The following is a 22,544-nucleotide window of genomic DNA, read 5'->3' as shown; positions in this document are numbered from 1 at the left end:
GGTTTGAGTTAGCTCGATAGGATGCGTTTTATCATGTAAAGATGTTAGTTGAGTTTGAAGTTGCTTATTTCAAGGCTTTTTGTGCGTCTTCAATCATGAGTTTTGTTGATTCAAGTCCGCCTCCGCTTAGATACCAGAGGTCTGGTGTTAGTTGGATAATCTTACCATTTTTAGCGGCAGGTGTTTCAGCGATAAGGGCATTTTCTAGGACACCGTCGTTGCTAGAGTTGTCCCCACCGATGGCAAGGGTACGGTTGATGACAAAGAGGATGTCAGGATTGATTTCTTTGACACTTTCAAAGCTGACTTCTTGTCCGTGGCGAGAGTCTTCAAATTGAGTATCTGTTGGCTTGAATTTTAAGGTTTGGTACAAGAAAGAGAAACGAGATTGGGCACCAAAGGCAGCCATTTTTCCTTCGTTGAGGAGGATAGCAAGGGCTTTTTTGTCAGAACTTTCATTTTTAGTAGCGACTTCTTGAATGCTCTTGTCAAGCTTGGCCAATTCTTCCTTGGCTTTCTGTGTACCTGTTTCCCCAAAGGCGCCTGCTAAGGATTCAATGTTAGTTTTAGTTGAAGTCCAGTAGTCGTCCTTGCTTGCTTGGAAGAGAACGGTTGGGGCGATTTCGTTGAACTTATCTACGAATTTTTGGGTACGTGGTGAAGCGATAATTAGGTCTGGTTCAAGAGCAGCAAGGGCTTCTAGGTCTGGCTCAACCATAGAACCAACATTTTTAACTTTTCCAGCTAGGTCTTTAAGATAAGTCGGAACAGTTTTTGTAGGCATTCCGACGATATTCTTTTCAAAACCTAAAGCGCGAATAGTATCCGCAGCACCGAGGTCAAAGGTCACAATCTTTTCAGGGACTTTTGAAAGTGCGACTACACCTAGTGAACTTTTAATGGTTACCTCTGTTGGAGCAGAGCTACTTGACTCCGTCTTACTAGTGCTTGAGTTTGTACTACATGCACCAAGTAGGAGCAAGAAGCTGGCCGCTAGGGCAGTGAGATAAAGTTTAAGGGATATTTTCATGATTTCTCCTTTTTAAAATGTGATAACGATTTAGGGAGTCTCTTGGTCTTATTGACTAAGAGACTGAAGGTTCTCTAACTTGAGCTTCTATGTTACTAGCTATAGATACAGATCTTTTTGCCATTGATATCAGCTAGCGTGATGGGAATCTCATATAGTTGACTGAGCAGGTCAGCCTGCATGATTTGATCGGTCCTTCCCTTGCTAAAGACTTGACCGTCCTTGAAGGCGACAATTTCATCTGCATATTGACTGGCCATGTTGATATCGTGGAGGACGATGATAATGGTCTTGCCAAGCTCTGACACCAGTCGCTTGAGAATCTGCATCATACTTATGCTTTGCTTGATATCGAGATTGTTGAGCGGTTCGTCTAGTAAGATAAAGTCCGTATCCTGGGCCAGTACCATAGCGATAAAGACGCGCTGGAGTTGTCCTCCAGACAGGCTATCGATGTAGCGGTCTTTTAGTTTGGTTAGTTCCAGATAGTCCAGAGTTTCTCGGATTTTTTCCCAGTCTTCTGGTCTCAGTCTACCTCGGCTGTAGGGAAAACGTCCAAAACTGACCAGTTCTTCAACCGTCAATTTGGCTTGGTAATTGATTTTCTGCTTTAGGATAGTCAGTTCTTGAGCCAGTTCTTGCGAATTCCAGCTCTCGATTTCACGGCCTTTGATACTGAGTATTCCCTGATCCTTCTTGGTCAGTCTGCTCATGATGGAGAGGAGAGTTGATTTTCCAGCACCATTTGGACCAATAAAGGCTGTCAGTTTCTGAGGACTGACTTCAAGCGAAATGCCTTGCAAAATATCCTGTTTTTGAATGGATTTGTCAATGTTTTCCAGTTTCACTGACGCGCCCTCCTGTATAGTAAGATAAAGAATAGGAGCCCCCCTACACTCTCGATAATCATGCTGATGCGAATTTCTAGTGCAAAGACTCTTTCAATCAGGGCTTGCCCCAAGGTCAAACTGATAAATCCAATCAGAATGGCTACGATAAAGAGCAACTTGTGCCGATAATCTTTGACAATCAGGTAGGTGAGATTGGCCAGCATAAAGCCGAAGAAGGCCATAGGCCCTACCAAGGCAGTGGCCGTTGAAGTCAAAAGTACAATGCCCCAGAGGAGCTCTCTCTGTTCTTTTTCAACATCGAGTCCCAATATCTGAGCTGTTTCTCTTTGCAGGTGCAAGACATCTAGAATGACTGCTTTTCGAAAGAAAAAGATTGTCAAAGCGAGGATGATCAGAGAACCGATGGCTAGGATGGAAGTGTTGAGGTGTTGAAAGGAAGCAAAGAGACTGTTTTGCAGTTTATCGTATTCATTTGGATCCATTAGAACCTGAAGGAAGGTACTGATATTTCGAAAGAGACTTCCCAGTGCTAGACAGATTAGCAGGATGAAGACCAGGTCTTGCTTCATCAGCGTCTTCAAGTAGCCTTGTAAGGCGAGAAAGAAGAGGGATTGGACAAGAAGCAAGACTAGAAATTCTAAGATAGGAGACTTCCCAAGCTGTAGAAATTTGCTTTCAAAAACCAGTAGTATGGTTTGTAGCAGGACGTAGAAGGATTCGATTCCCAAAATACTTGGTGTCAGGAAGCGATTTTCCGTCAGGGTTTGAAAACTAATGGTCGAAATTCCTGTCGCGATTGCTACCAAGAGATAAACAACTATCTTTTGGGAACGCAACTTCCAAGCAAAGGCAGACAGGTGGGTGATGGGCCAAAAGTAGAGCAGACAAGCTCCGATGGCCAGAATAATGAGAATCCAGAAGAGTTTGCTATGTTTGCTTTTAGACTGCATCTTTTCGTCCCCCTCTCCAAAGAAGTAGGATAAAGACAAGGCTGCCGATGATTCCTAGCAAGAGGCTGACAGACAGCTCATAGGGCCGAATCAGAACTCGAGAGAGGATGTCGCAGGCTAGGACCAGATTGGCACCAACCAGTACTACCATGAGTTTGGTTTGACTTAGATTATCTCCGTAGCGCTTGCGAACAAGATTGGGAACGATGACCCCGAGAAAAGGCAAGCCACCCACGGTAATCATGGTGACACTTGTCGTTAGCGCAACCAGAAAGAGGGCCAGTTTTTCAAGTAGGGAGTAGGAAATTCCCAAACTTTCACTGGTTTCCTTTCCTAGATTCATGATGGTAAAGGTTTGGGACAATTTCCAAACGGCAATCAGGATAATGAGGCCTAAAAAGAGCCATTCATACTGATGGGTCTGAATCATGGAGAAGGAGCCCTGGGTCCAGGCAGTCATACTCTGAACCAGATTGAAACGATAGGCGATAACTTCTGTCACAGAACCGATAATCCCGCTATAGATGATTCCAATCAGAGGCAACATCCACCTTTCCTTTACAGTAAAAATAGTCATAAAGGCTAGGAAGAAGAGGGTAAATACGATGGATGAAACAAAAGCAAAGAGCATCTTTTGAGTAAGACTAGCTGACGGAAAGACAAAGAGGCTCAGCACCATTCCCAGTTTGGCAGCTTCAGTGGTTCCAACTGTACTCGGAGCAGCAAACTGATTTTGAGTGATAGTCTGCATGAGAAGTCCTGCCATACTCATACTAGAGGCTGTCAGGAGAATACTAATCGTCCTTGGAAGACGCGACTCTTGAAAGAGAAGCCAGGTCTGCTGGTCGAAAGCAAAGAGCTTTCCCCATGAAAAATCACTGGTTCCAATGCTAATAGAGAGAAAGACTAGGAGTAGAAGTAAGCCAATTAAATAATGAGAAAGTTTCATACCCCGTCCTTTCATGTAGATTTGGTATCGAAAGATACCTGCGGATATTACTGTAACACGAATTCTTTAATCTGTCAATAAATTTTCTGACAATTTAATGAATAAAACAAGAAGAGAGTACCAGGACCTTCTCCTCTGTTTTCCTATTCTAAAATGTTTTTACCTTCTTTAACACGCCAACGATAATCAGATAAAATAATATCTTCGAGGGAGTAGCTAGCCTGCCAATCAAGGTATTGTTTAGCTTTTGATGCATCTGCTAGGACGCTAGCTGGGTCACCAGCACGGCGAGCAACAATTTCGTGTGGGATTTTTTGATCCAGTAATTCTTCAGCAGTTTTAAAGATTTCTTTGACGGTATAGCCTTTTTCAGTTCCTAAGTTAAAGATTTGAGAAGAACTGTCTTCTTGAAAGAGGTAGTTCATTCCTTTAACATGAGCCTGTGCAAGGTCCAAGACATGAATGTAATCTCGAATACATGAACCGTCACGTGTATCGTAATCATCTCCAAATATTTTTAGGCTATCATTTTGTCCCAATGCGGTCTTGTTGATGTTGGGAATGATATGAGTTGGATTTTTCACACGCAGACCGTTTGAAGCATCCATTTCAGCCCCAGCAACATTAAAGTAACGGAAAATGACATATTTCCAATCGTAGCGATTGGCCATCCAGTAAATCATTCGTTCGCCCATCAGTTTTGTTTCTGCATAAGGGTTGACAGGGTCGAGCAGGGTATCTTCAGTTGCAGGCTTGTCAATACAGTTATTACCATAGAGGGAAGCAGTCGAAGAGAACATGATTTTTTGAATACCAACTTCAGATAAGACTTTGAGAACTTGGTTCATACCAGCAACATTGGCAGTGAAGTATTTACTTGGATTTTCAATACTTTCGCTCACAACAATTTCACCTGCACAATGAAGAACAGCATCAATCTGATTTTCTTCTAAGTAAGCTTTTAGGGCACTAGCATCATAAACATCTAGTTGCTTAAAGCTAGCACGACTATCCACAGCCGCTCGATTTCCTGTAGAGAGATTATCGAGAACATGTACCTGATAGCCAGCATTTAAAAGAGCCTTAACGGTATGGGAGCCAATGTAGCCAGCTCCACCTGTAACAAGAATTGTTTTGGTCATGATTTTTTCCTTTTCCTAGTTTTGTACTATTTTAAAGAAAGAAGAAGGTAAAGTCAACTATTTTCTGTAAATTTCATGAAAAAACTAAACAAATATAGCATTGAATTGTTTTTTGTTTGGGAATTCAGGGTTGGGTTAATCTTGGAATAGTTCTTAGATTTCATATCACATGCAGGAGGATACGATCTTTTTCTAAGGTACCGCAAGAATACGATACTAACTTAGAAATCCACCTTCCCGCTATCCTTCTCCTATAAAAAGTGGTAAAATGGATGAAAGAAAGAAGGAACTGAAATGACAACATTATTTTCAAAAATCAAAGAAGTAACAGAACTTGCTGCGATCTCAGGTCATGAAGCACCTGTCCGTGCTTATCTTCGTGAAAAGTTGACCCCGCACGTGGATGAAGTGGTGACAGATGGCTTAGGTGGTATTTTTGGTATCAAACATTCAGAAGCTGCAGATGCACCACGCGTCTTGGTTGCTTCTCACATGGATGAAGTTGGTTTTATGGTCAGCGAGATTAAGCCAGATGGTACCTTCCGTGTGGTTGAAATTGGTGGTTGGAATCCTATGGTAGTCAGCAGCCAACGTTTCAAACTCCTGACTCGTGATGGTCGTGAAATTCCTGTGATTTCAGGCTCTGTTCCTCCACATTTGACTCGCGGAAAGGGTGGACCAACCATGCCGGCTATTGCAGATATCGTCTTTGATGGCGGTTTTGCAGATAAGGATGAGGCAGAAAGCTTTGGCATCCGTCCTGGCGACACCATCGTACCAGATAGTTCTGCAATCTTGACAGCCAATGAAAAAAATATCATCTCAAAAGCTTGGGACAACCGCTATGGAGTTCTCATGGTGAGCGAGCTAGCTGAAGCCTTGTCAGGTCAAAAACTTGGCAATGAACTCTATCTGGGTTCTAACGTCCAAGAAGAAGTTGGTCTTCGTGGTGCTCATACTTCCACAACTAAGTTTGACCCAGAAGTTTTCCTAGCAGTTGACTGCTCACCTGCTGGTGATGTTTATGGGGGTCAAGGCAAGATTGGAGATGGAACCTTGATTCGTTTCTACGACCCAGGTCACTTGCTTCTCCCAGGTATGAAGGATTTCCTTTTGACAACGGCTGAAGAAGCTGGAATCAAGTACCAATACTACTGTGGTAAAGGCGGAACAGACGCTGGCGCAGCTCATTTGAAAAATGGTGGTGTCCCATCTACAACAATCGGTGTTTGTGCTCGTTATATCCATTCTCACCAAACCCTCTACGCTATGGATGACTTCTTAGAAGCTCAAGCTTTCTTGCAAGCCTTGGTGAAAAAATTGGATCGTTCAACAGTTGATTTGATTAAACATTATTAAACCATAAGGGAGGTGGTAGGGATGGTAGAACCAAACCTAGAAAGCCTTGTAAAAGATCTTTACAATCATGCTCGACATGATTTGAGTGAAGATTTAGTTGCTGCTCTCCTAGAGACTGCTAAAAAACTGCCTACTACAAATGAGCAATTGCTGTCAGTTCGTCTCTCAGGCCTGGTCAATCGTGAATTGCTCCTAAATCCCAAACATCCGGCACCTGAGTTGCTCAACTTGGCTCGCTTTATCAAAAGAGAAGAAGCCAAGTACAGAGGAACCGCAGCTTCTGCACTTATGTACGGGGAGCTCTTTAAAATGCTTTGATTCCATTGTGAATCAAAGCATTTTTCTATATGGTAGAATAGTAATTCTTGATTAGGATAAGAAAAAGCCATCCTATTTATACTCTTCGAAAATCTCTTCAAACCACGTCAACGTCGCCTTGCCGTACTCAAGTACAGCCTGTGGCTAGTTTCCTAGTTTGCTCTTTGATTTTCATTGAGTATTAGGATAGCTTCTTTGTTCTTAGATTTGTTCAGCAATGACCTTTTCAGCTAGATTCATAGCATGGTCTGATACACGAGTGTAGTGGGAAACGATGTCGATAAAGTTGACCCCAGCTTGTGTTGAACACTCGCCTTTGTTGAGGCGTTTGATGTGGGTCTTTCTGAGAACACGTTCTATATTGTTGATTTCTTTATGGCGTTCAATCAGACTTTGAGCTTTTTCAACATCATTGTTTTCCACACTATCAAGGGCATCCTTGATAAAGTCAGTGGTTTTTTGATAGATATCAGCCAATTCCTGCAAAGCAGCTTCAGAGAACTCAACATTTTTACGTTGAAGATAGTCAGTCAGATTGATTAGCGCTTCTGCGTGGTCCCCAATCCGTTCCAAATCACGGGATGAATCCAGGATGTTGGTGAGCACTTCACTTTCTTTCTGGCTAAGGGCCTCGCTTGAAAGAGTAATCAGGTAACGAGTCAATTTTTCATCAATGGTATTGATGGCTTCTTCCGTCTTGTGGCCTTTTTCAGCAACCTTTTCATTGAGGTCAATGATGTAGTTGTATGAAAGGTCAAAGGCTTTGGAAGCATAATTTCCCAAGTGAAGGAGTTCTTTCTTGGCATTTCCGAGAGCGATTGATGGAGCTTGTTTAATCAAATGCTCATCAAGATAAAGTGGCTCGTACTTGACAACTTCATCTTCACCAGGGATGAGCTTGGTTACAAAGTAGGCCAAGGCTCCGATGAATGGAAATTGTACAATGGTGTTACTTACGTTAAAGGCACCGTGCGAGAAGGCGATGGTCATCTCAGGTGAGAGGTGAAGGAGTGCTTGGAAGTACTCAATCATAGACGTAAATGGACCTAATAAGATTAAGCAAAGAACAGTCCCTAAAACGTTAAAGGTAACGTGGGTTGCAGCAACGCGTTTCGCAGAGACATTGGCTCCAGCTGCCGCGATGATAACGGTTAGGGTTGTCCCGATATTATCCCCGAAGAGAACTGGTAGAGAACCTTTAAGGTCAAGGAATCCACCTGCATAGAGACCTTGCAAAATCCCGATTGTCGCAGAAGAAGCTTGGATGAGGACGGTAATCACTGCACCGGCAAAAACTCCCAACACAGGATTTTGTCCCAAGGTTACCATATATTCCTTGAATTGTGGTAAATCCTTAAGAGGACTCATACCGGCACTGATGAGGTTGAGGGCGTAGAAGATTCCTCCTACACCAAACAGGATGCGTCCGATATTGTTTGCGGTTCTGTTTTTTGTAAAAAATAGGAACATGGTTCCAAGGAAAATCAGGGGTAAAGCATACTCACCAAGCTTGAAACCGATGATAAAGGAAGTAACGGTGGTTCCGATGTTGGCTCCCATGATAATTCCGATAGCTTGTCTAAGAGTGAGAAGACTAGCGCTGACCAGTCCAACTGTGATAACTGTAACCCCTGTACTTGACTGAATCAGGGCAGTTACGACAATCCCAACTAGAACACCTAAAAAGGGATTGCTAGTGTACTTGTCAATGTAAAAACGAAGGCGATCTCCAGCAGCTTGTTGCAAACCGTCTCCCATGGTCTTGATACTATATAAGAATAGTCCCAGACCACCTAAAAAGTGAAATAAAATTTCCTGCCAATTAATGGACATTTCTTTTTCCTCCGAAAAATAATAACGGAATTTCTCCTATTCTATTTTAAAGGATAAAAGTAAATCTAACAAGTGTTAAGCTAAGATTTTAGAAAGAAAATTCGTTAGAAAAAGCAAAAATAATATACTCTAGGATGTCACAAAGATTAAATATCGAAAAATCTTGTGAAATCTTTCCTTATATTTCCAAAGTGTGATATAATAGTTTCGAATAAAATAAATAAAGGGGTTTTTGTAACATGGCAAAACTTACTGTTAAAGACGTTGACTTGAAAGGTAAAAAAGTCCTCGTTCGTGTTGACTTCAACGTACCATTGAAAGATGGCGTAATCACTAACGACAACCGTATCACAGCAGCTCTTCCAACTATTAAGTACATCATCGAACAAGGTGGACGTGCAATTCTTTTCTCTCACCTTGGACGTGTGAAAGAAGAAGCTGATAAAGCTGGTAAATCACTTGCTCCTGTAGCAGCAGACTTGGCAGCAAAACTTGGCCAAGACGTTGTTTTCCCAGGTGTCACTCGTGGTGCTGAATTGGAAGCAGCTATCAACGCTCTTGAAGATGGACAAGTTCTTTTGGTTGAAAACACTCGTTACGAAGATGTTGACGGCAAGAAAGAATCTAAAAACGATCCTGAACTTGGTAAATACTGGGCATCACTTGGAGATGGTATTTTCGTAAACGATGCATTCGGTACAGCTCACCGTGCACACGCATCTAACGTTGGTATCTCAGCAAACGTTGAAAAAGCAGTTGCTGGTTTCCTTCTTGAAAACGAAATTGCTTACATCCAAGAAGCAGTTGAAACTCCAGAACGTCCATTCGTTGCTATCCTTGGTGGTTCAAAAGTTTCAGACAAGATTGGTGTTATCGAAAACTTGCTTGAAAAAGCTGATAAAGTCCTTATCGGTGGTGGTATGACTTACACATTCTACAAAGCACAAGGTATCGAAATTGGTAACTCACTTGTAGAAGAAGACAAATTGGATGTTGCGAAAGCTCTTCTTGAAAAAGCAAATGGTAAATTGATCTTGCCAGTTGACTCAAAAGAAGCTAACGCATTTGCTGGTTACACTGAAGTACGTGATACTGAAGGTGAAGCAGTTTCTGAAGGATTCCTTGGTCTTGACATCGGTCCAAAATCTATCGCTAAATTTGACGAAGCTTTGACTGGTGCCAAAACAGTTGTATGGAACGGACCTATGGGTGTGTTTGAAAACCCTGACTTCCAAGCTGGAACAATCGGTGTGATGGACGCTATCGTGAAACAACCAGGCGTTAAATCAATCATCGGTGGTGGTGACTCAGCTGCCGCAGCAATCAATCTTGGTCGCGCAGACAAATTCTCATGGATTAGTACGGGCGGAGGCGCTTCAATGGAGCTTCTCGAAGGTAAAGTATTGCCAGGTTTGGCTGCACTTACAGAAAAATAATTTTAGCCCGTTAGTCTCTACAAAATCCTGATTTTGTAGAAAAAGGAACAAAACTGAAACGTTAACAAAAAGGTGGCTATGTCACCTTTTTGTGTTAGTGTAGGTATTTGTGACGCGGTGGTGGAGCATCAATGGAACTTCTTGAAGGTAAAGTTCTTCCAGGACTTGCAGCCTTGACAGAAAAATAAGATTTTATAAATAAATCAAAGAAGAGAGGGATGAAAGTTCCTCTTTTCTTTTGCTTAAAATAAAAACGCTTCCTCTCAACTATTACTCATAAAAATCACCGATTTATGATAAAATGGAAATAGAAAGTTGAGATTATGAGTTATTTTAAAAAATATAAATTCGATAAATCCCAGTTCAAACTTGGTATGCGAACCTTTAAAACAGGTATTGCTGTTTTTCTAGTTCTCTTGATTTTTGGCTTTTTTGGCTGGAAAGGTCTTCAAATTGGTGCTTTGACAGCCGTTTTTAGCTTGAGGGAGAGTTTTGATAAGAGTGTTCATTTCGGAACTTCGCGTATTCTTGGAAATAGCATCGGTGGTCTCTATGCCCTGGTCTTCTTCCTATTAAATACCTTTTTCCACGAAGCCTTTTGGGTGACCTTGGTAGTTGTTCCAATCTGCACCATGTTAACCATTATGACAAATGTAGCCATGAATAACAAAGCAGGGGTTATTGGTGGTGTAGCAGCTATGTTAATCATTACCCTATCGATTCCGAGTGGTGAAACAATTTTGTACGTGTTTGCGCGTGTATCAGAAACGTTCATGGGAGTTTTTGTCGCAATTCTCGTAAATTACGATATTGATCGTATTCGGCCCTTTTTAGAGAAAAAAGAAAAATAATGTTACATTTTATAACATTATCAATTGACGTTTGTCTTTTTTTAGACTATAATAGACAGAAAGAAGGAAATTGTAAATGAAGGAAAAAGAATTTCGCCGAAATATGGCTGTTTTTCCTATCGGCAGTGTTATGAAGTTGACCGATCTATCGGCGCGTCAGATTCGTTATTATGAAGATCAAGAGTTGATTAAGCCTGATCGAAACGAAGGGAACCGTCGCATGTATTCCTTGAATGACATGGATCGTCTGCTTGAAATCAAAGATTATATCTCTGAAGGTTATAATATCGCTGCCATTAAGAAAAAATATGCTGAACGTGAAGCGAAATCCAAGAAAGTGGTGAGTCAGACTGAGGTGCGTCGTGCACTTCATAATGAACTCCTCCAACAGGGTCGCTTTGCTTCAGTACGGTCACCTTTTGGTCGCGGTTAGGCAACCGCAAGTAGTCATACATTAAGGAGAAAACTCATGCCAATCACAGCTGCAGATATTCGTCGTGAAGTCAAGGAAAAAAATGTTACCTTTATCCGTCTCATGTTCTCAGATATTTTGGGAACCATGAAAAACGTCGAAATTCCTGCTACAGATGAACAGTTAGATAAAGTTTTGTCAAACAAGGCGATGTTTGATGGATCTTCTATTGAAGGTTTTGTACGTATCAATGAGTCAGATATGTACTTGTACCCAGACTTGGATACATGGACGGTCTTCCCTTGGGGAGATGAAAATGGAAGTGTTGCAGGTTTGATCTGTGATGTCTATACAACAGAAGGTGAACCATTTGCGGGTGACCCTCGTGGCAATTTGAAACGAGCTCTTCGTCACATGGAAGAAGTAGGATTCAAATCTTTCAACCTTGGTCCAGAACCAGAATTCTTCCTATTTAAGTTGGATGAAAATGGAGACCCAACGCTTGAAGTGAATGATAAGGGTGGTTACTTTGATTTGGCGCCTACTGACCTTGCGGACAATACGCGTCGTGAGATTGTGAATGTCTTGACCAAAATGGGGTTTGAAGTAGAAGCGAGTCACCACGAGGTTGCGGTTGGACAACATGAAATTGACTTCAAGTACGATGAAGTTCTCCGTGCTTGTGATAAGATTCAAATCTTTAAACTCGTTGTTAAAACCATTGCTCGCAAACATGGGCTTTACGCAACCTTTATGGCTAAACCAAAATTTGGTATTGCTGGATCAGGTATGCACTGTAATATGTCCTTGTTTGATGCAGAAGGAAACAATGCCTTCTTTGATCCAAATGATCCAAAAGGAATGCAGTTGTCAGAAACGGCCTACCATTTCCTTGGCGGTTTGATCAAACATGCCTACAACTATACTGCTATCATGAACCCAACGGTTAACTCATATAAACGTTTGGTTCCAGGTTATGAAGCGCCTGTTTACATTGCTTGGGCTGGTCGTAACCGTTCGCCACTTGTGCGCGTGCCTGCTTCACGTGGCATGGGAACTCGTCTTGAGTTGCGTTCAGTGGATCCAATGGCAAACCCATACATCGCTATGGCGGTTCTTTTGGAAGTTGGTTTGCATGGTATTGAAAATAAAATCGAAGCACCAGCTCCTATCGAAGAAAATATCTACATCATGACAGCAGAAGAGCGTAAAGAAGCTGGTATTACAGATCTTCCATCAACCCTTCACAACGCTTTGAAAGCTTTGACAGAAGATGAGGTTGTCAGAGCAGCTCTCGGAGAACACATCTATACTAGCTTCCTTGAAGCCAAACGAATCGAATGGGCAAGTTATGCAACCTTCGTTTCACAATGGGAAATTGATAATTATTTAGATCTTTATTAATAGAGAAGAAAGATTGCCTGAGGGTGATCTTTTTTTCTTGATTTTTATATCGAGGTGTGATATATTTTATATAACGAGATGCGATATATCGAACTGAATAGGAGGTGGCTATAAATGGAATTAACGGATAAGATCCGTCGAGTTTATCTTCCGATGACGGAAACGGGCTTTTATATCTTGTTCTGTCTGCAGAAGGAGAATCATGGATATGGTATCACGCAAAAGGTTAAAGAGATGACAGATTCTCAAGTCTTGATTAGTCCTGGAACTATGTATGGAACCTTGTCAAAGATGGAAAAGGATGGTTTGATTTCCTTTGTTCGCGAAGAGGAAAAACGTAAAATCTATCAGATCACAGGCTTGGGGAGAAAAGTCTTAGATATTGAATTGAAGCGTATTGAACGACTCTATAGAAACAGTCGGGAGGAAGGATGATGGAAAAGAAAATTGTTTATCGAATTTTTACAATTGCGGATTATGAGAGGGAGGCTTTGTACTTTAGAGAAATGCATGCTAAGGGCTGGAAACTTAGAAAAGTAAGCTACTCTATCTTATTGTTTGCAGTTAAGTATACCTTTGAAAAGTGTCAGCCTGAGCAAGTGTCTTATCAGTTGGATTTTTACCCAATGGAAAAATCAGAGAGAACCTCCTATTTACAGCTGTTTAAAGACTGTGGTTGGGAGCATATTACAGACTTTAATAGTTTTTCCTATTTTAGAAAAGCGCATTCTGAAATTGAATCGGATGCAGAATTTGAAATCTATAATGACGCTGCTGGGAAGTTAGCTATGGTTAATCGCATTTTAAGACTGCGACTAGTACCTGTTTTACTTTTGCTAGCCATACATATACCATTCTTACTTAAATTGCTCAATAGAAGTAATGCGTATGGTCTATGGAGTTTTCTTGCGGTCGGGCTAGATGTTTTCTTGTCTTTAATCCTTTTGTTAATAGTTGCCTATATTAGCTGGAAGTTATGGCATAAAAAGAAGGAATTATCAGATTTATGATAGGATAGGTATGCTCAAAATTGGAGGGGAAGTCATGATAAATAAAAAGCAATTTCGGATTTTCACTATTCTTGATTTGGACAAGGAAGAAGAGTATTTGCATGAGATGCACTTAAAAGGTTGGAGGTATAGAACGAGTCGTTTTGGTTTTTTCTATTTTGATCAATGTCAACCAGATGATGTCATCTACCGTATCTATGATTCTAGATTTCTTAAAAAGTATAAGCATGAACTGCAAGATTTTAGAAATAGAGGTTGGGAATTGATAGAAAGAGGTTTTTGTTCAGTTCTTCGTAAACCAGCTTCTGATATGTTTCCAGAGGATCAAGTCTATATGAGTAATAATCTTAGGTGGGAAGTTATGCGGTTTAGACTTCGTTCCTGTACAGCTACTTTCTCGGGTGGTCTTGTTGTTTGTATGAGTTTATTTAAAGAAGAGCTTTCTATATCTTTCTTTATTATTTTTCTTTTATATGCTTTAATGATTTCTTATCTAATCCATGGTTTTTTCAGACTTAAAAGGAAATACCGAGTAGATGAACAGTGAGTTTCTAGGTCTTCAGACTGATTTTTAGCACTCTTGGTAAAAGAGTGCTAATTTTTTGAGTTTTTGTCTTGACATTCTCTTTTAAGGGTGTATAATAGAATCATAAGTTAGCACTTGAACGTGTCGAGTGCTAATCGGTCAGACAGAGAGGAGTGATGAGATGGTTACAGAGCGTCAGCAGGATATTTTAAATCTGATTATTGACATCTTTACCAAAACGCACGAACCTGTCGGATCCAAAGCCTTGCAAGAGTCTATTAACTCTAGCAGTGCAACCATTCGTAATGACATGGCGGCTCTAGAAAAGCAAGGTTTGCTTGAGAAGGCTCATACTTCAAGTGGTCGGATGCCAAGTGTTGCTGGCTTTCAGTACTATGTAAAACACTCACTGGATTTTGACCGACTGGCTGAAAATGAGGTTTATGAGATTGTCAAAGCCTTTGATCAGGAGTTCTTCAAACTGGAGGATATTCTGCAAGAGGCTGCTAATCTACTGACAGACCTGAGCGGCTGTACGGTAGTAGCACTGGATGTTGAGCCGAGTAGGCAACGGTTGACAGCCTTTGATATCGTTGTTTTGGGGCAACATACAGCCTTGGCAGTATTTACCTTAGACGAGTCTCGAACGGTTACCAGTCAGTTTCTGATTCCAAGAAACTTCTTGCAGGAAGATTTGCTGAAACTGAAGGCAATCATTCAGGAACGTTTCCTAGGTCACACTGTTCTAGATATCCACTACAAGATTCGGACGGAGATTCCGCAGATTATCCAGCGTTATTTCACAACGACGGATAATGTTATCGATCTCTTTGAACACATCTTTAAGGAAATGTTCAACGAAAATATCGTGGTGGCAGGCAAGGTCAATCTCTTGAATTTTGCCAATCTAGCAGCTTATCAGTTCTTTGACCAACCGCAAAAGGTGGCCTTGGAGATTCGTGAAGGGCTGCATGAAGATCAGATGCAAAATGTCCGTGTTGCGGACAGCCAAGAATCCTGTCTAGCAGACCTAGCGGTGATTAGTAGCAAGTTCCTCATTCCTTATCGGGGAGTTGGAATTCTAGCAATTATCGGTCCGGTCAATCTGGATTACCAACAGCTAATCAACCAAGTCAATGTGGTCAACCGTGTTTTGACCATGAAGTTGACAGATTTTTACCGCTACCTCAGCAGTAATCATTACGAAGTACATTAAGATTGAAATCATTAAAGGAGGCGAAGATGGCCCAAGATATAAAAAATGAAGAAGTAGAAGAAGTTCAAGAAGAGGAAGTTGTGGAAACGGTAGAAGAAACGACTCCTGAGAAGTCTGAGTTGGACTTGGCAAATGAACGTGCAGATGAATTTGAAAACAAATACCTTCGCGCTCATGCGGAAATGCAAAACATTCAACGCCGTGCCAATGAAGAGCGTCAAAACTTGCAACGTTATCGTAGCCAGGACTTGGCAAAAGCGATTCTCCCTTCTTTGGACAACCTTGAGCGTGCACTCGCGGTTGAAGGTTTGACAGACGATGTCAAAAAAGGATTGGAGATGGTGCAAGAAAGCTTGATTCACGCTTTGAAAGAAGAAGGAATCGAAGAAATCGCAGCTGACGGTGAATTTGACCATAACTATCATATGGCTATCCAAACTCTCCCAGCAGACGATGAACACCCAGCAGATACCATCGCCCAAGTCTTCCAAAAAGGCTACAAACTCCATGACCGCATCCTACGCCCAGCAATGGTAGTTGTCTACAACTAGGCGATTCTGACGGTTGCTGAAGCAACTCGTCAGAAAACGGCAATCGCTATGGCGTTTGCCTAGCCTCCTTACTAACTCGTCGTCGAAATAAAATCGATTTCGACTTCTCGTGTCGCAATTTACATAATAGAAAACTTGTCCGAAACGACACTAAACTATGAAGAAAGATAAGAGGCAAGCCGGAGGCTTGCAAGGAAGATATTTCCCGCCGTGGTGAAAGTTTCAGTAGCTTTTGCTACTGAAACAGGGGATTTTTGAGACAATAGGCTCAAAAATAAGTGATGAAATCCCGGAGGGAGTTGCTCACGTCCCCACCACTTAAGGGAAATATCAAAAATAGAAAATTAACTAACAAGGAGAAAAACACATGTCTAAAATTATCGGTATTGACTTAGGTACAACAAACTCAGCAGTAGCAGTTCTTGAAGGAACTGAAAGCAAAATCATCGCAAATCCAGAAGGAAACCGTACAACTCCATCTGTAGTATCATTCAAAAACGGCGAAATCATCGTTGGTGATGCTGCAAAACGTCAAGCAGTCACAAACCCAGATACAGTTATCTCTATCAAATCTAAGATGGGAACTTCTGAAAAAGTTTCTGCAAACGGAAAAGAATACACTCCACAAGAAATCTCAGCTATGATTCTTCAATACTTGAAAGGTTATGCTGAAGACTACCTTGGTGAAAAAGTAACGAAAGCAGTTATCACAGTTCCAGCTTACTTCAACGATGCTCAACGTCAAGCAACAAAAGATGCTGGTAAAATCGCTGGTCTTGAAGTAGAACGTATCGTCAACGAACCAACTGCAGCCGCTCTTGCTTATGGTTTGGACAAGACTGACAAAGAAGAAAAAATCTTGGTATTTGACCTTGGTGGTGGTACATTTGACGTCTCTATCCTTGAATTGGGTGACGGTGTCTTCGACGTATTGTCAACTGCAGGGGACAACAAACTTGGTGGTGACGACTTTGACCAAAAAATCATCGACCACTTGGTAGCAGAATTCAAAAAAGAAAACGGTATTGACTTGTCTACTGACAAGATGGCAATGCAACGTTTGAAAGATGCAGCTGAAAAAGCGAAGAAAGACCTTTCTGGTGTAACTTCAACTCAAATCAGCTTGCCATTTATCACTGCTGGTGAGGCTGGACCTCTTCACTTGGAAATGACTTTGACTCGTGCGAAATTTGATGATTTGACTCGTGACCTTGTAGAACGTACAAAAGTTCCAGTTCGTCAAGCCCTTTCAGATGCAGGTTTGAGCTTGTCAGAAATCGACGAAGTTATCCTTGTTGGTGGTTCAACTCGTATCCCTGCCGTTGTAGAAGCTGTTAAGGCTGAAACTGGTAAAGAACCAAACAAATCAGTAAACCCTGACGAAGTAGTTGCTATGGGTGCTGCTATCCAAGGTGGTGTGATCACTGGTGATGTCAAAGACGTTGTCCTTCTTGATGTAACACCATTGTCACTTGGTATCGAAACAATGGGTGGTGTCTTCACAAAACTCATCGACCGTAACACAACAATTCCAACATCTAAATCACAAGTCTTCTCAACTGCGGCAGACAACCAACCAGCTGTTGATATCCACGTTCTTCAAGGTGAACGCCCAATGGCAGCAGATAACAAGACTCTTGGACGCTTCCAATTGACAGACATCCCAGCTGCACCTCGTGGAATTCCTCAAATCGAAGTTACATTTGATATCGACAAGAACGGTATTGTGTCTGTTAAGGCTAAAGATCTTGGAACTCAAAAAGAACAAACAATTGTGATCCAATCTAACTCAGGTTTGACTGATGAAGAAATTGACCGCATGATGAAAGATGCAGAAGCAAACGCTGAAGCAGATAAAAAACGTAAAGAAGAAGTAGACCTTCGTAACGAAGTAGACCAAGCAATCTTTGCGACTGAAAAGACTATCAAGGAAACTGAAGGCAAAGGATTCGACGCAGAACGTGACGCTGCCCAAGCTGCCCTTGATGACCTTAAGAAAGCTCAAGAAGACAACAACTTGGACGACATGAAAGCAAAACTTGAAGCATTGAACGAAAAAGCTCAAGGACTTGCTGTTAAACTCTACGAACAAGCCGCAGCAGCGCAACAAGCTCAAGCAGGAGCAGAAGGCGCACAAGCAACAGGAAACGCAGGTGATGACGTCGTAGACGGAGAGTTTACGGAAAAATAAGATGCAAAGCCCGTTAAAACCTCACAGTGAAAATAGGAAATCTGATGCAGAAACTTTAGTTTCTAGGAAGATTTGCACCTAAAGGTAGCCACATCTGTAATTCGCTAAAGCGAAAACAGTTACGTCTCTTTTTCACCAAGAGGTTAGGGAGTGCTCGATTTAGCATTACTAGTTTGATTTTTAAAACTCGAACGTCGTAATGATAAGAAGAAATCCAGAGGTTGCAACCCAGCCTCTGTTTTTCGATAAAAAGAGTCTAAACCTGATTTATTTGGGGTTTGTCTCATCAATATGAAATACAGGAATTGAACCCGACCTAAATGGTGGTTTCGTTCCGCAACAATAACAGAAAGGAACAAAGGTGTTCAGGGAATTGAACACGGGTTCCCAAATTTCTTACTCAATATAAAAGAAAGGAATTGAACCCGACCTAAATTCTCGGAAAAAAGATAAATCTGCCTAGGAGCATCGCTTCAGCGTCAGATTTCCTATTTTTCAGTCGAATTTTACGGTCTTGGTATCTTGTATGAACAATACTGAATTTTATGATCGTCTGGGGGTGTCAAAAAACGCTTCGGCAGACGAAATCAAAAAGGCTTATCGTAAACTTTCCAAAAAATATCACCCAGATATCAACAAGGAGCCTGGTGCTGAGGAAAAGTACAAGGAAGTTCAGGAAGCCTATGAGACTTTGAGTGACGACCAAAAACGTGCTGCCTATGACCAATACGGTGCTGCTGGAGCCAACGGTGGTTTTGGTGGAGCTGGTGGTTTCGGCGGTTTCGATGGGGCAGGAGGCTTCGGTGGTTTTGAGGATATTTTCTCAAGTTTCTTCGGCGGAGGCGGTGCTTCGCGCAATCCAAATGCTCCTCGTCAGGGGGATGACCTCCAATACCGTGTGAATTTGACCTTTGAAGAAGCTATTTTTGGAGCTGAAAAAGAGGTTAAGTACAATCGTGAAGCAAGCTGTCGTACATGTAATGGCTCAGGTGCTAAGCCAGGAACAAGTCCAGTCACTTGTGGACGCTGTCATGGCGCTGGTGTCATTAACGTTGATACACAAACTCCGCTTGGTATGATGCGTCGCCAAGTAACCTGTGATGTCTGTCACGGTCGTGGAAAAGAAATCAAGGATCCATGTACCACTTGTCACGGAACAGGTCATGAAAAACAAGCTCATAGTGTACATGTAAAAATCCCTGCTGGTGTGGAAACAGGTCAACAAATTCGCCTAGCTGGTCAAGGTGAAGCTGGATTTAACGGTGGACCTTACGGTGACTTGTATGTAGTGGTTTCTGTGGAAGCCAGCGACAAGTTTGAACGTGAAGGAACGACTATCTTCTACAATCTCAACCTCAACTTTGTCCAAGCAGCTCTTGGTGACACAGTAGATATTCCAACTGTTCACGGTGATGTTGAATTGGTTATTCCAGAGGGTACTCAGACTGGTAAGAAATTCCGTCTACGTGGAAAAGGAGCTCCGAGCCTTCGTGGCGGTGCAGTTGGTGACCAATACGTTACTGTCAATGTCGTAACACCGACAGGCTTGAATGACCGCCAAAAAGCAGCGCTTAAAGAATTCGCAGCTGCTGGTGATTTAAAAGTCAATCCAAAGAAAAAAGGTTTCTTTGACCATATTAAAGATGCCTTTGATGGAGAATAAAGTAAAAAGAGCCGTCGGGCTCTTTTTGCTTTATAGATTTTTTAAGACTTTCCTTAAGTAATGACGGACGGTAGCGACCTTCTTCGAAGTTCCATACCTAAACTTTGAACTTAGGTCTCAAAGTTTCCGGAAACCTGAAACCAAACTGTTTCAGGTGTTTTCATTACGGCGGAAAGACTTCGATTTAGTTGTGAAATGGTGAATGAGTTGCCTAAATTATGGTGTATAGTTGATGGGATATAACTTGTTTACATTTTAAAAAAGAGCCGAGTAGCTCTTTTTACTTATCTTCGATTTCCTGTGTTTCTTTAATCACAGCTAGTCTAGTCTGGATATCTTTTTCCAAGACCTTAAACTTGTAAGTCAGGTCTTCTTGGTATTCCTTGATGAGTTCTTTTTGCTGGTCGATGATTTGCAGGCTGTTTTGGATAATATCCACATCGTCTTTGATAGCTTGAACGCGGTCAGTGGTATTCAAGACTTCATCTGTGATGGTTTGGCGATTTTTTGTGATTAGATAACTTCCAGCTGCAGCTCCTGCAAATAGCAGTAGATTGGATAATTTCATGGCAACTCCTTATGCGTTTTTGATGGTTTCAGCGATTTGAGCAAGTTTGTCAAAGTCTGGTTCGTGGGCGATAAAATCAATCTTGAGGTCATCGTCCGCACTGTAGCGAGGCACAAGGTGAACGTGGGTATGAAAGACTGTTTGACCAGCGACTTCTTCACAGTTGGCAATGATATTCATGCCAGCAGCCTTAGTGGCTTTCATGACTTTTTGAGCCACTTTTGGCACTTGGGCAAAGAGTTGGCTGGCGCTAGTAGCGTCCATTTCTAAAAGATTGCGATAGTGTTCTTTTGGCACGACTAAGGTGTGACCTGGTGTCACTTGAGAGATATCAAGAAAGGCAAGAACCTGCTCATCTTCATATACTTTTGAAGCAGGAATTTCCCCTGCGATGATTTTACAAAAAATGCAATCTGACATAAAATCTACCTCTACTGTATTGAATTTTGATATAATATAGCTACATTATACCAGATTTGGAGAAAATATGTTAGAAATTAAAAATCTGACAGGTGGTTATGTTCATGTCCCTGTCTTGAAAGATGTGTCCTTTACCGTTGAAAGTGGGCAGTTGGTCGGTTTGATTGGTCTCAATGGTGCTGGGAAATCAACGACGATCAATGAGATTATCGGTCTGTTGACACCTTATAGCGGTTCCATCAATATCAATGGCCTGACTCTGCAAGAAGATGCGACTAGCTATCGCAAGCAGATTGGTTACATTCCTGAGACGCCTAGCCTGTATGAAGAATTGACCCTCAGAGAGCATATCGAAACGGTTGCTATGGCTTATGCTATTGAGCAAAAGGTGGCTTTTGAGCGAGTAGAACCTTTGTTAAAAATGTTCCGTCTGGATCAGAAATTGGACTGGTTCCCTGTTCATTTTTCAAAAGGGATGAAGCAGAAGGTCATGATTATCTGTGCTTTTGTGGTGGATCCGAGTCTTTTCATCGTGGATGAGCCTTTCCTTGGTCTTGATCCACTGGCTATTGCAGACTTGATTCAGCTTTTGGAAGTGGAAAAGCAAAAGGGCAAGTCCATTCTTATGAGTACCCACGTGCTGGATTCGGCGGAGAAGATGTGTGATGCTTTTGTCATTCTCCACAAGGGAGAGGTGCGTGCCAAGGGAAATCTCTTGCAACTGCGCGAAGCCTTTGATATGCCTGAGGCTAGTTTGAATGATATTTACTTGGCTCTGACCAAAGAGGAGGAGCTATGAAAGACTTGTTTTTAAAGAGAAAGCAGGCTTTTCGTAAGGAGTGTCTTGGTTATCTGCGCTATGTGCTCAATGACCACTTTGTCTTGTTCCTGCTTGTCCTGCTGGGCTTTCTAGCCTACCAGTACAGTCAACTCTTGCAAGATTTTCCTGAAAATCATTGGCCTATCCTTTTGTTTGTGGGCATTACGTCTGTTTTACTTTTACTTTGGGGAGGAATTGCCACCTATATGGAGGCTCCAGACAAGCTCTTTCTCTTGGTTGGAGAAGAAGAAATCAAGCTCCATCTCAAGCGTCAAACTGCTATTTCCCTAGGCTTTTGGCTCTTTGTTCAGACCCTTTTCTTGCTTTTATTTGCGCCTTTATTTTTAGCCATGGGTTATGCCTTACCACTTTTTTTGATCTATGTGCTTTTATTGGGGGTAGGAAAATATATCCTCTTTCGTCAAAAGGCCAGCAAATTTTTCACTGAAACTGGGCTGGACTGGGACTATGTCATTTCCCAAGAAAGTAAGCGCAAGCAAGTCTTGCTTCGTTTCTTCGCCCTCTTTACGCAGGTCAAGGGAATTTCAAACAGTGTCAAGCGTCGGGCCTATCTGGACTTTATCCTAAAGGCTGTTCAGAAGGTGCCTGGAAAGATTTGGCAAAATCTCTATCTGCGTTCTTATCTGCGAAATGGAGACCTCTTTGCCCTCAGTCTTCGACTTCTCTTGCTTTCCATATTGGCGCAGGTCTTTATCGAGCAAGCTTGGATTGCGACAGCAGTGGTGGTTCTCTTTAACTACCTCTTGCTCTTCCAGTTGCTTGCCCTCTATCACGCCTTTGACTACCAGTATTTGACCCAACTCTTTCCACTGGACAAGGGGCAAAAGGAAAAAGGTTTGCAGGCTGTAGTCCGAGGATTGACCAGTTTTGTTTTAGTAGTGGAATTAATCGTCGGTCTTGTGACCTTCCAAGAAAAACTTGCTCTTCTAGCCTTGCTGGGTGCAGGTTTGGTTTTACTAGTCTTATATTTGCCTTATCAGGTAAAACGTCAGATGCAGGACTAACATTGCTTATATGATATTA

General features: G+C 41.9%; 23 protein-coding genes. 15 read left to right on the top strand and 8 right to left on the bottom strand.

Annotated features, from left to right (window positions below):
- Positions 1 to 64 precede the first annotated feature (64 nt).
- From ACWPV5_RS09245 to galE, 5 genes are all read right to left on the bottom strand, one after another.
- Positions 65 to 1,030, bottom strand: coding sequence for a siderophore ABC transporter substrate-binding protein (locus ACWPV5_RS09245; RefSeq protein WP_454383565.1), 966 nt, complete (start codon positions 1,028 to 1,030; stop codon positions 65 to 67).
- A gap of 95 nt (positions 1,031 to 1,125) precedes the next feature.
- On the bottom strand, positions 1,126 to 1,878 hold the full coding sequence (locus tag ACWPV5_RS09240; protein WP_454383563.1) for an iron ABC transporter ATP-binding protein: 753 nt from the start codon (positions 1,876 to 1,878) through the stop codon (positions 1,126 to 1,128).
- Positions 1,875 to 2,831: an iron chelate uptake ABC transporter family permease subunit gene (locus ACWPV5_RS09235; protein ID WP_371642115.1), complete on the bottom strand. Its 957-nt coding sequence runs from the start codon at positions 2,829 to 2,831 to the stop codon at positions 1,875 to 1,877. Before ACWPV5_RS09235 ends, ACWPV5_RS09240 begins: the two co-directional genes overlap by 4 nt.
- Positions 2,821 to 3,780, bottom strand: coding sequence for an ABC transporter permease (locus ACWPV5_RS09230; RefSeq protein ID WP_454383560.1), 960 nt, complete (start codon positions 3,778 to 3,780; stop codon positions 2,821 to 2,823). The genes ACWPV5_RS09235 and ACWPV5_RS09230 overlap by 11 nt, the downstream gene beginning before the upstream one ends.
- A 143-nt stretch (positions 3,781 to 3,923) precedes the next feature.
- Positions 3,924 to 4,922, bottom strand: coding sequence for a UDP-glucose 4-epimerase GalE (gene galE, locus ACWPV5_RS09225; protein ID WP_454383558.1), 999 nt, complete (start codon positions 4,920 to 4,922; stop codon positions 3,924 to 3,926).
- Positions 4,923 to 5,216: 294 nt separating this feature from the next.
- Between galE and pepA the strand changes: the two genes are divergently transcribed.
- On the top strand, positions 5,217 to 6,281 hold the full coding sequence (gene pepA / locus ACWPV5_RS09220) for a glutamyl aminopeptidase (protein ID WP_050241852.1): 1,065 nt from the start codon (positions 5,217 to 5,219) through the stop codon (positions 6,279 to 6,281).
- A gap of 21 nt (positions 6,282 to 6,302) precedes the next feature.
- A complete protein-coding gene (locus ACWPV5_RS09215) occupies positions 6,303 to 6,599 on the top strand; it encodes a bacteriocin immunity protein (protein WP_261196399.1) in 297 nt (98 codons plus the stop codon).
- A gap of 201 nt (positions 6,600 to 6,800) precedes the next feature.
- Here the strand turns inward: ACWPV5_RS09215 and ACWPV5_RS09210 are convergent, their stop codons facing one another.
- Entirely contained in the window at positions 6,801 to 8,432 is a 1,632-nt protein-coding gene (locus ACWPV5_RS09210) for a Na/Pi cotransporter family protein (protein WP_261196401.1), read from the bottom strand.
- Positions 8,433 to 8,671: 239 nt separating this feature from the next.
- On the opposite strand from ACWPV5_RS09210, the gene ACWPV5_RS09205 reads away from it, so the two are divergent.
- The 11 genes from ACWPV5_RS09205 (at position 8,672) to dnaJ (ending at position 19,692) form a co-directional block, all read left to right on the top strand.
- Positions 8,672 to 9,868, top strand: a complete 1,197-nt coding sequence (locus ACWPV5_RS09205; protein WP_001096743.1) for a phosphoglycerate kinase — start codon at positions 8,672 to 8,674, stop codon at positions 9,866 to 9,868.
- A 323-nt stretch (positions 9,869 to 10,191) separates the two neighbouring features.
- Positions 10,192 to 10,719, top strand: coding sequence for an FUSC family protein (locus ACWPV5_RS09200; protein ID WP_454383548.1), 528 nt, complete (start codon positions 10,192 to 10,194; stop codon positions 10,717 to 10,719).
- Positions 10,720 to 10,795: 76 nt separating this feature from the next.
- Positions 10,796 to 11,152: a transcriptional repressor GlnR gene (gene glnR, locus ACWPV5_RS09195; RefSeq protein ID WP_000659551.1), complete on the top strand. Its 357-nt coding sequence runs from the start codon at positions 10,796 to 10,798 to the stop codon at positions 11,150 to 11,152.
- Between the two features lie 36 nt (positions 11,153 to 11,188).
- Positions 11,189 to 12,535, top strand: a complete 1,347-nt coding sequence (gene glnA / locus ACWPV5_RS09190) for a type I glutamate--ammonia ligase (protein ID WP_001122886.1) — start codon at positions 11,189 to 11,191, stop codon at positions 12,533 to 12,535.
- Positions 12,536 to 12,649: 114 nt separating this feature from the next.
- Positions 12,650 to 12,970 carry a PadR family transcriptional regulator gene (locus ACWPV5_RS09185; RefSeq protein ID WP_261048242.1) on the top strand — a complete coding sequence of 107 codons (321 nt, stop codon included), beginning with the start codon at positions 12,650 to 12,652 and terminating at the stop codon, positions 12,968 to 12,970.
- Positions 12,970 to 13,545, top strand: a complete 576-nt coding sequence (locus ACWPV5_RS09180; protein ID WP_203175818.1) for a DUF2812 domain-containing protein — start codon at positions 12,970 to 12,972, stop codon at positions 13,543 to 13,545. Before ACWPV5_RS09185 ends, ACWPV5_RS09180 begins: the two co-directional genes overlap by 1 nt.
- Before the next feature lie 34 nt (positions 13,546 to 13,579).
- Positions 13,580 to 14,092 carry a DUF2812 domain-containing protein gene (locus tag ACWPV5_RS09175; RefSeq protein WP_454383544.1) on the top strand — a complete coding sequence of 171 codons (513 nt, stop codon included), beginning with the start codon at positions 13,580 to 13,582 and terminating at the stop codon, positions 14,090 to 14,092.
- 160 nt (positions 14,093 to 14,252) lie between these two features.
- A complete protein-coding gene (hrcA, locus tag ACWPV5_RS09170; protein WP_000255754.1) occupies positions 14,253 to 15,287 on the top strand; it encodes a heat-inducible transcriptional repressor HrcA in 1,035 nt (344 codons plus the stop codon).
- Positions 15,288 to 15,313: 26 nt separating this feature from the next.
- A complete protein-coding gene (gene grpE / locus ACWPV5_RS09165) occupies positions 15,314 to 15,838 on the top strand; it encodes a nucleotide exchange factor GrpE (protein ID WP_000046038.1) in 525 nt (174 codons plus the stop codon).
- A gap of 367 nt (positions 15,839 to 16,205) precedes the next feature.
- Entirely contained in the window at positions 16,206 to 18,029 is a 1,824-nt protein-coding gene (gene dnaK / locus ACWPV5_RS09160) for a molecular chaperone DnaK (protein ID WP_000034661.1), read from the top strand.
- 526 nt (positions 18,030 to 18,555) lie between these two features.
- Entirely contained in the window at positions 18,556 to 19,692 is a 1,137-nt protein-coding gene (dnaJ, locus tag ACWPV5_RS09155; protein WP_049493653.1) for a molecular chaperone DnaJ, read from the top strand.
- A gap of 280 nt (positions 19,693 to 19,972) precedes the next feature.
- On the opposite strand, the gene ACWPV5_RS09150 is transcribed toward dnaJ, so the two are convergent.
- Complete coding sequence (locus ACWPV5_RS09150) at positions 19,973 to 20,260, bottom strand: hypothetical protein (RefSeq protein WP_000777748.1); 288 nt, start codon at positions 20,258 to 20,260, stop codon at positions 19,973 to 19,975.
- 9 nt (positions 20,261 to 20,269) lie between these two features.
- Positions 20,270 to 20,680: an HIT family protein gene (locus ACWPV5_RS09145; protein WP_261048237.1), complete on the bottom strand. Its 411-nt coding sequence runs from the start codon at positions 20,678 to 20,680 to the stop codon at positions 20,270 to 20,272.
- Between the two features lie 67 nt (positions 20,681 to 20,747).
- Here ACWPV5_RS09145 and ACWPV5_RS09140 point away from each other — a divergent pair, with 67 nt between their 5' ends.
- Positions 20,748 to 21,479, top strand: coding sequence for an ABC transporter ATP-binding protein (locus ACWPV5_RS09140; protein ID WP_261070595.1), 732 nt, complete (start codon positions 20,748 to 20,750; stop codon positions 21,477 to 21,479).
- A complete protein-coding gene (locus tag ACWPV5_RS09135; protein ID WP_261048233.1) occupies positions 21,476 to 22,525 on the top strand; it encodes an ABC transporter permease in 1,050 nt (349 codons plus the stop codon). Before ACWPV5_RS09140 ends, ACWPV5_RS09135 begins: the two co-directional genes overlap by 4 nt.
- Positions 22,526 to 22,544: the final 19 nt, after the last annotated feature.

This window comes from Streptococcus sp. Marseille-Q7156 (assembly GCF_965119495.1).
Note: the sequence above shows the minus strand (reverse complement) of the source record. Positions and strands in the feature narration are given on the sequence as shown.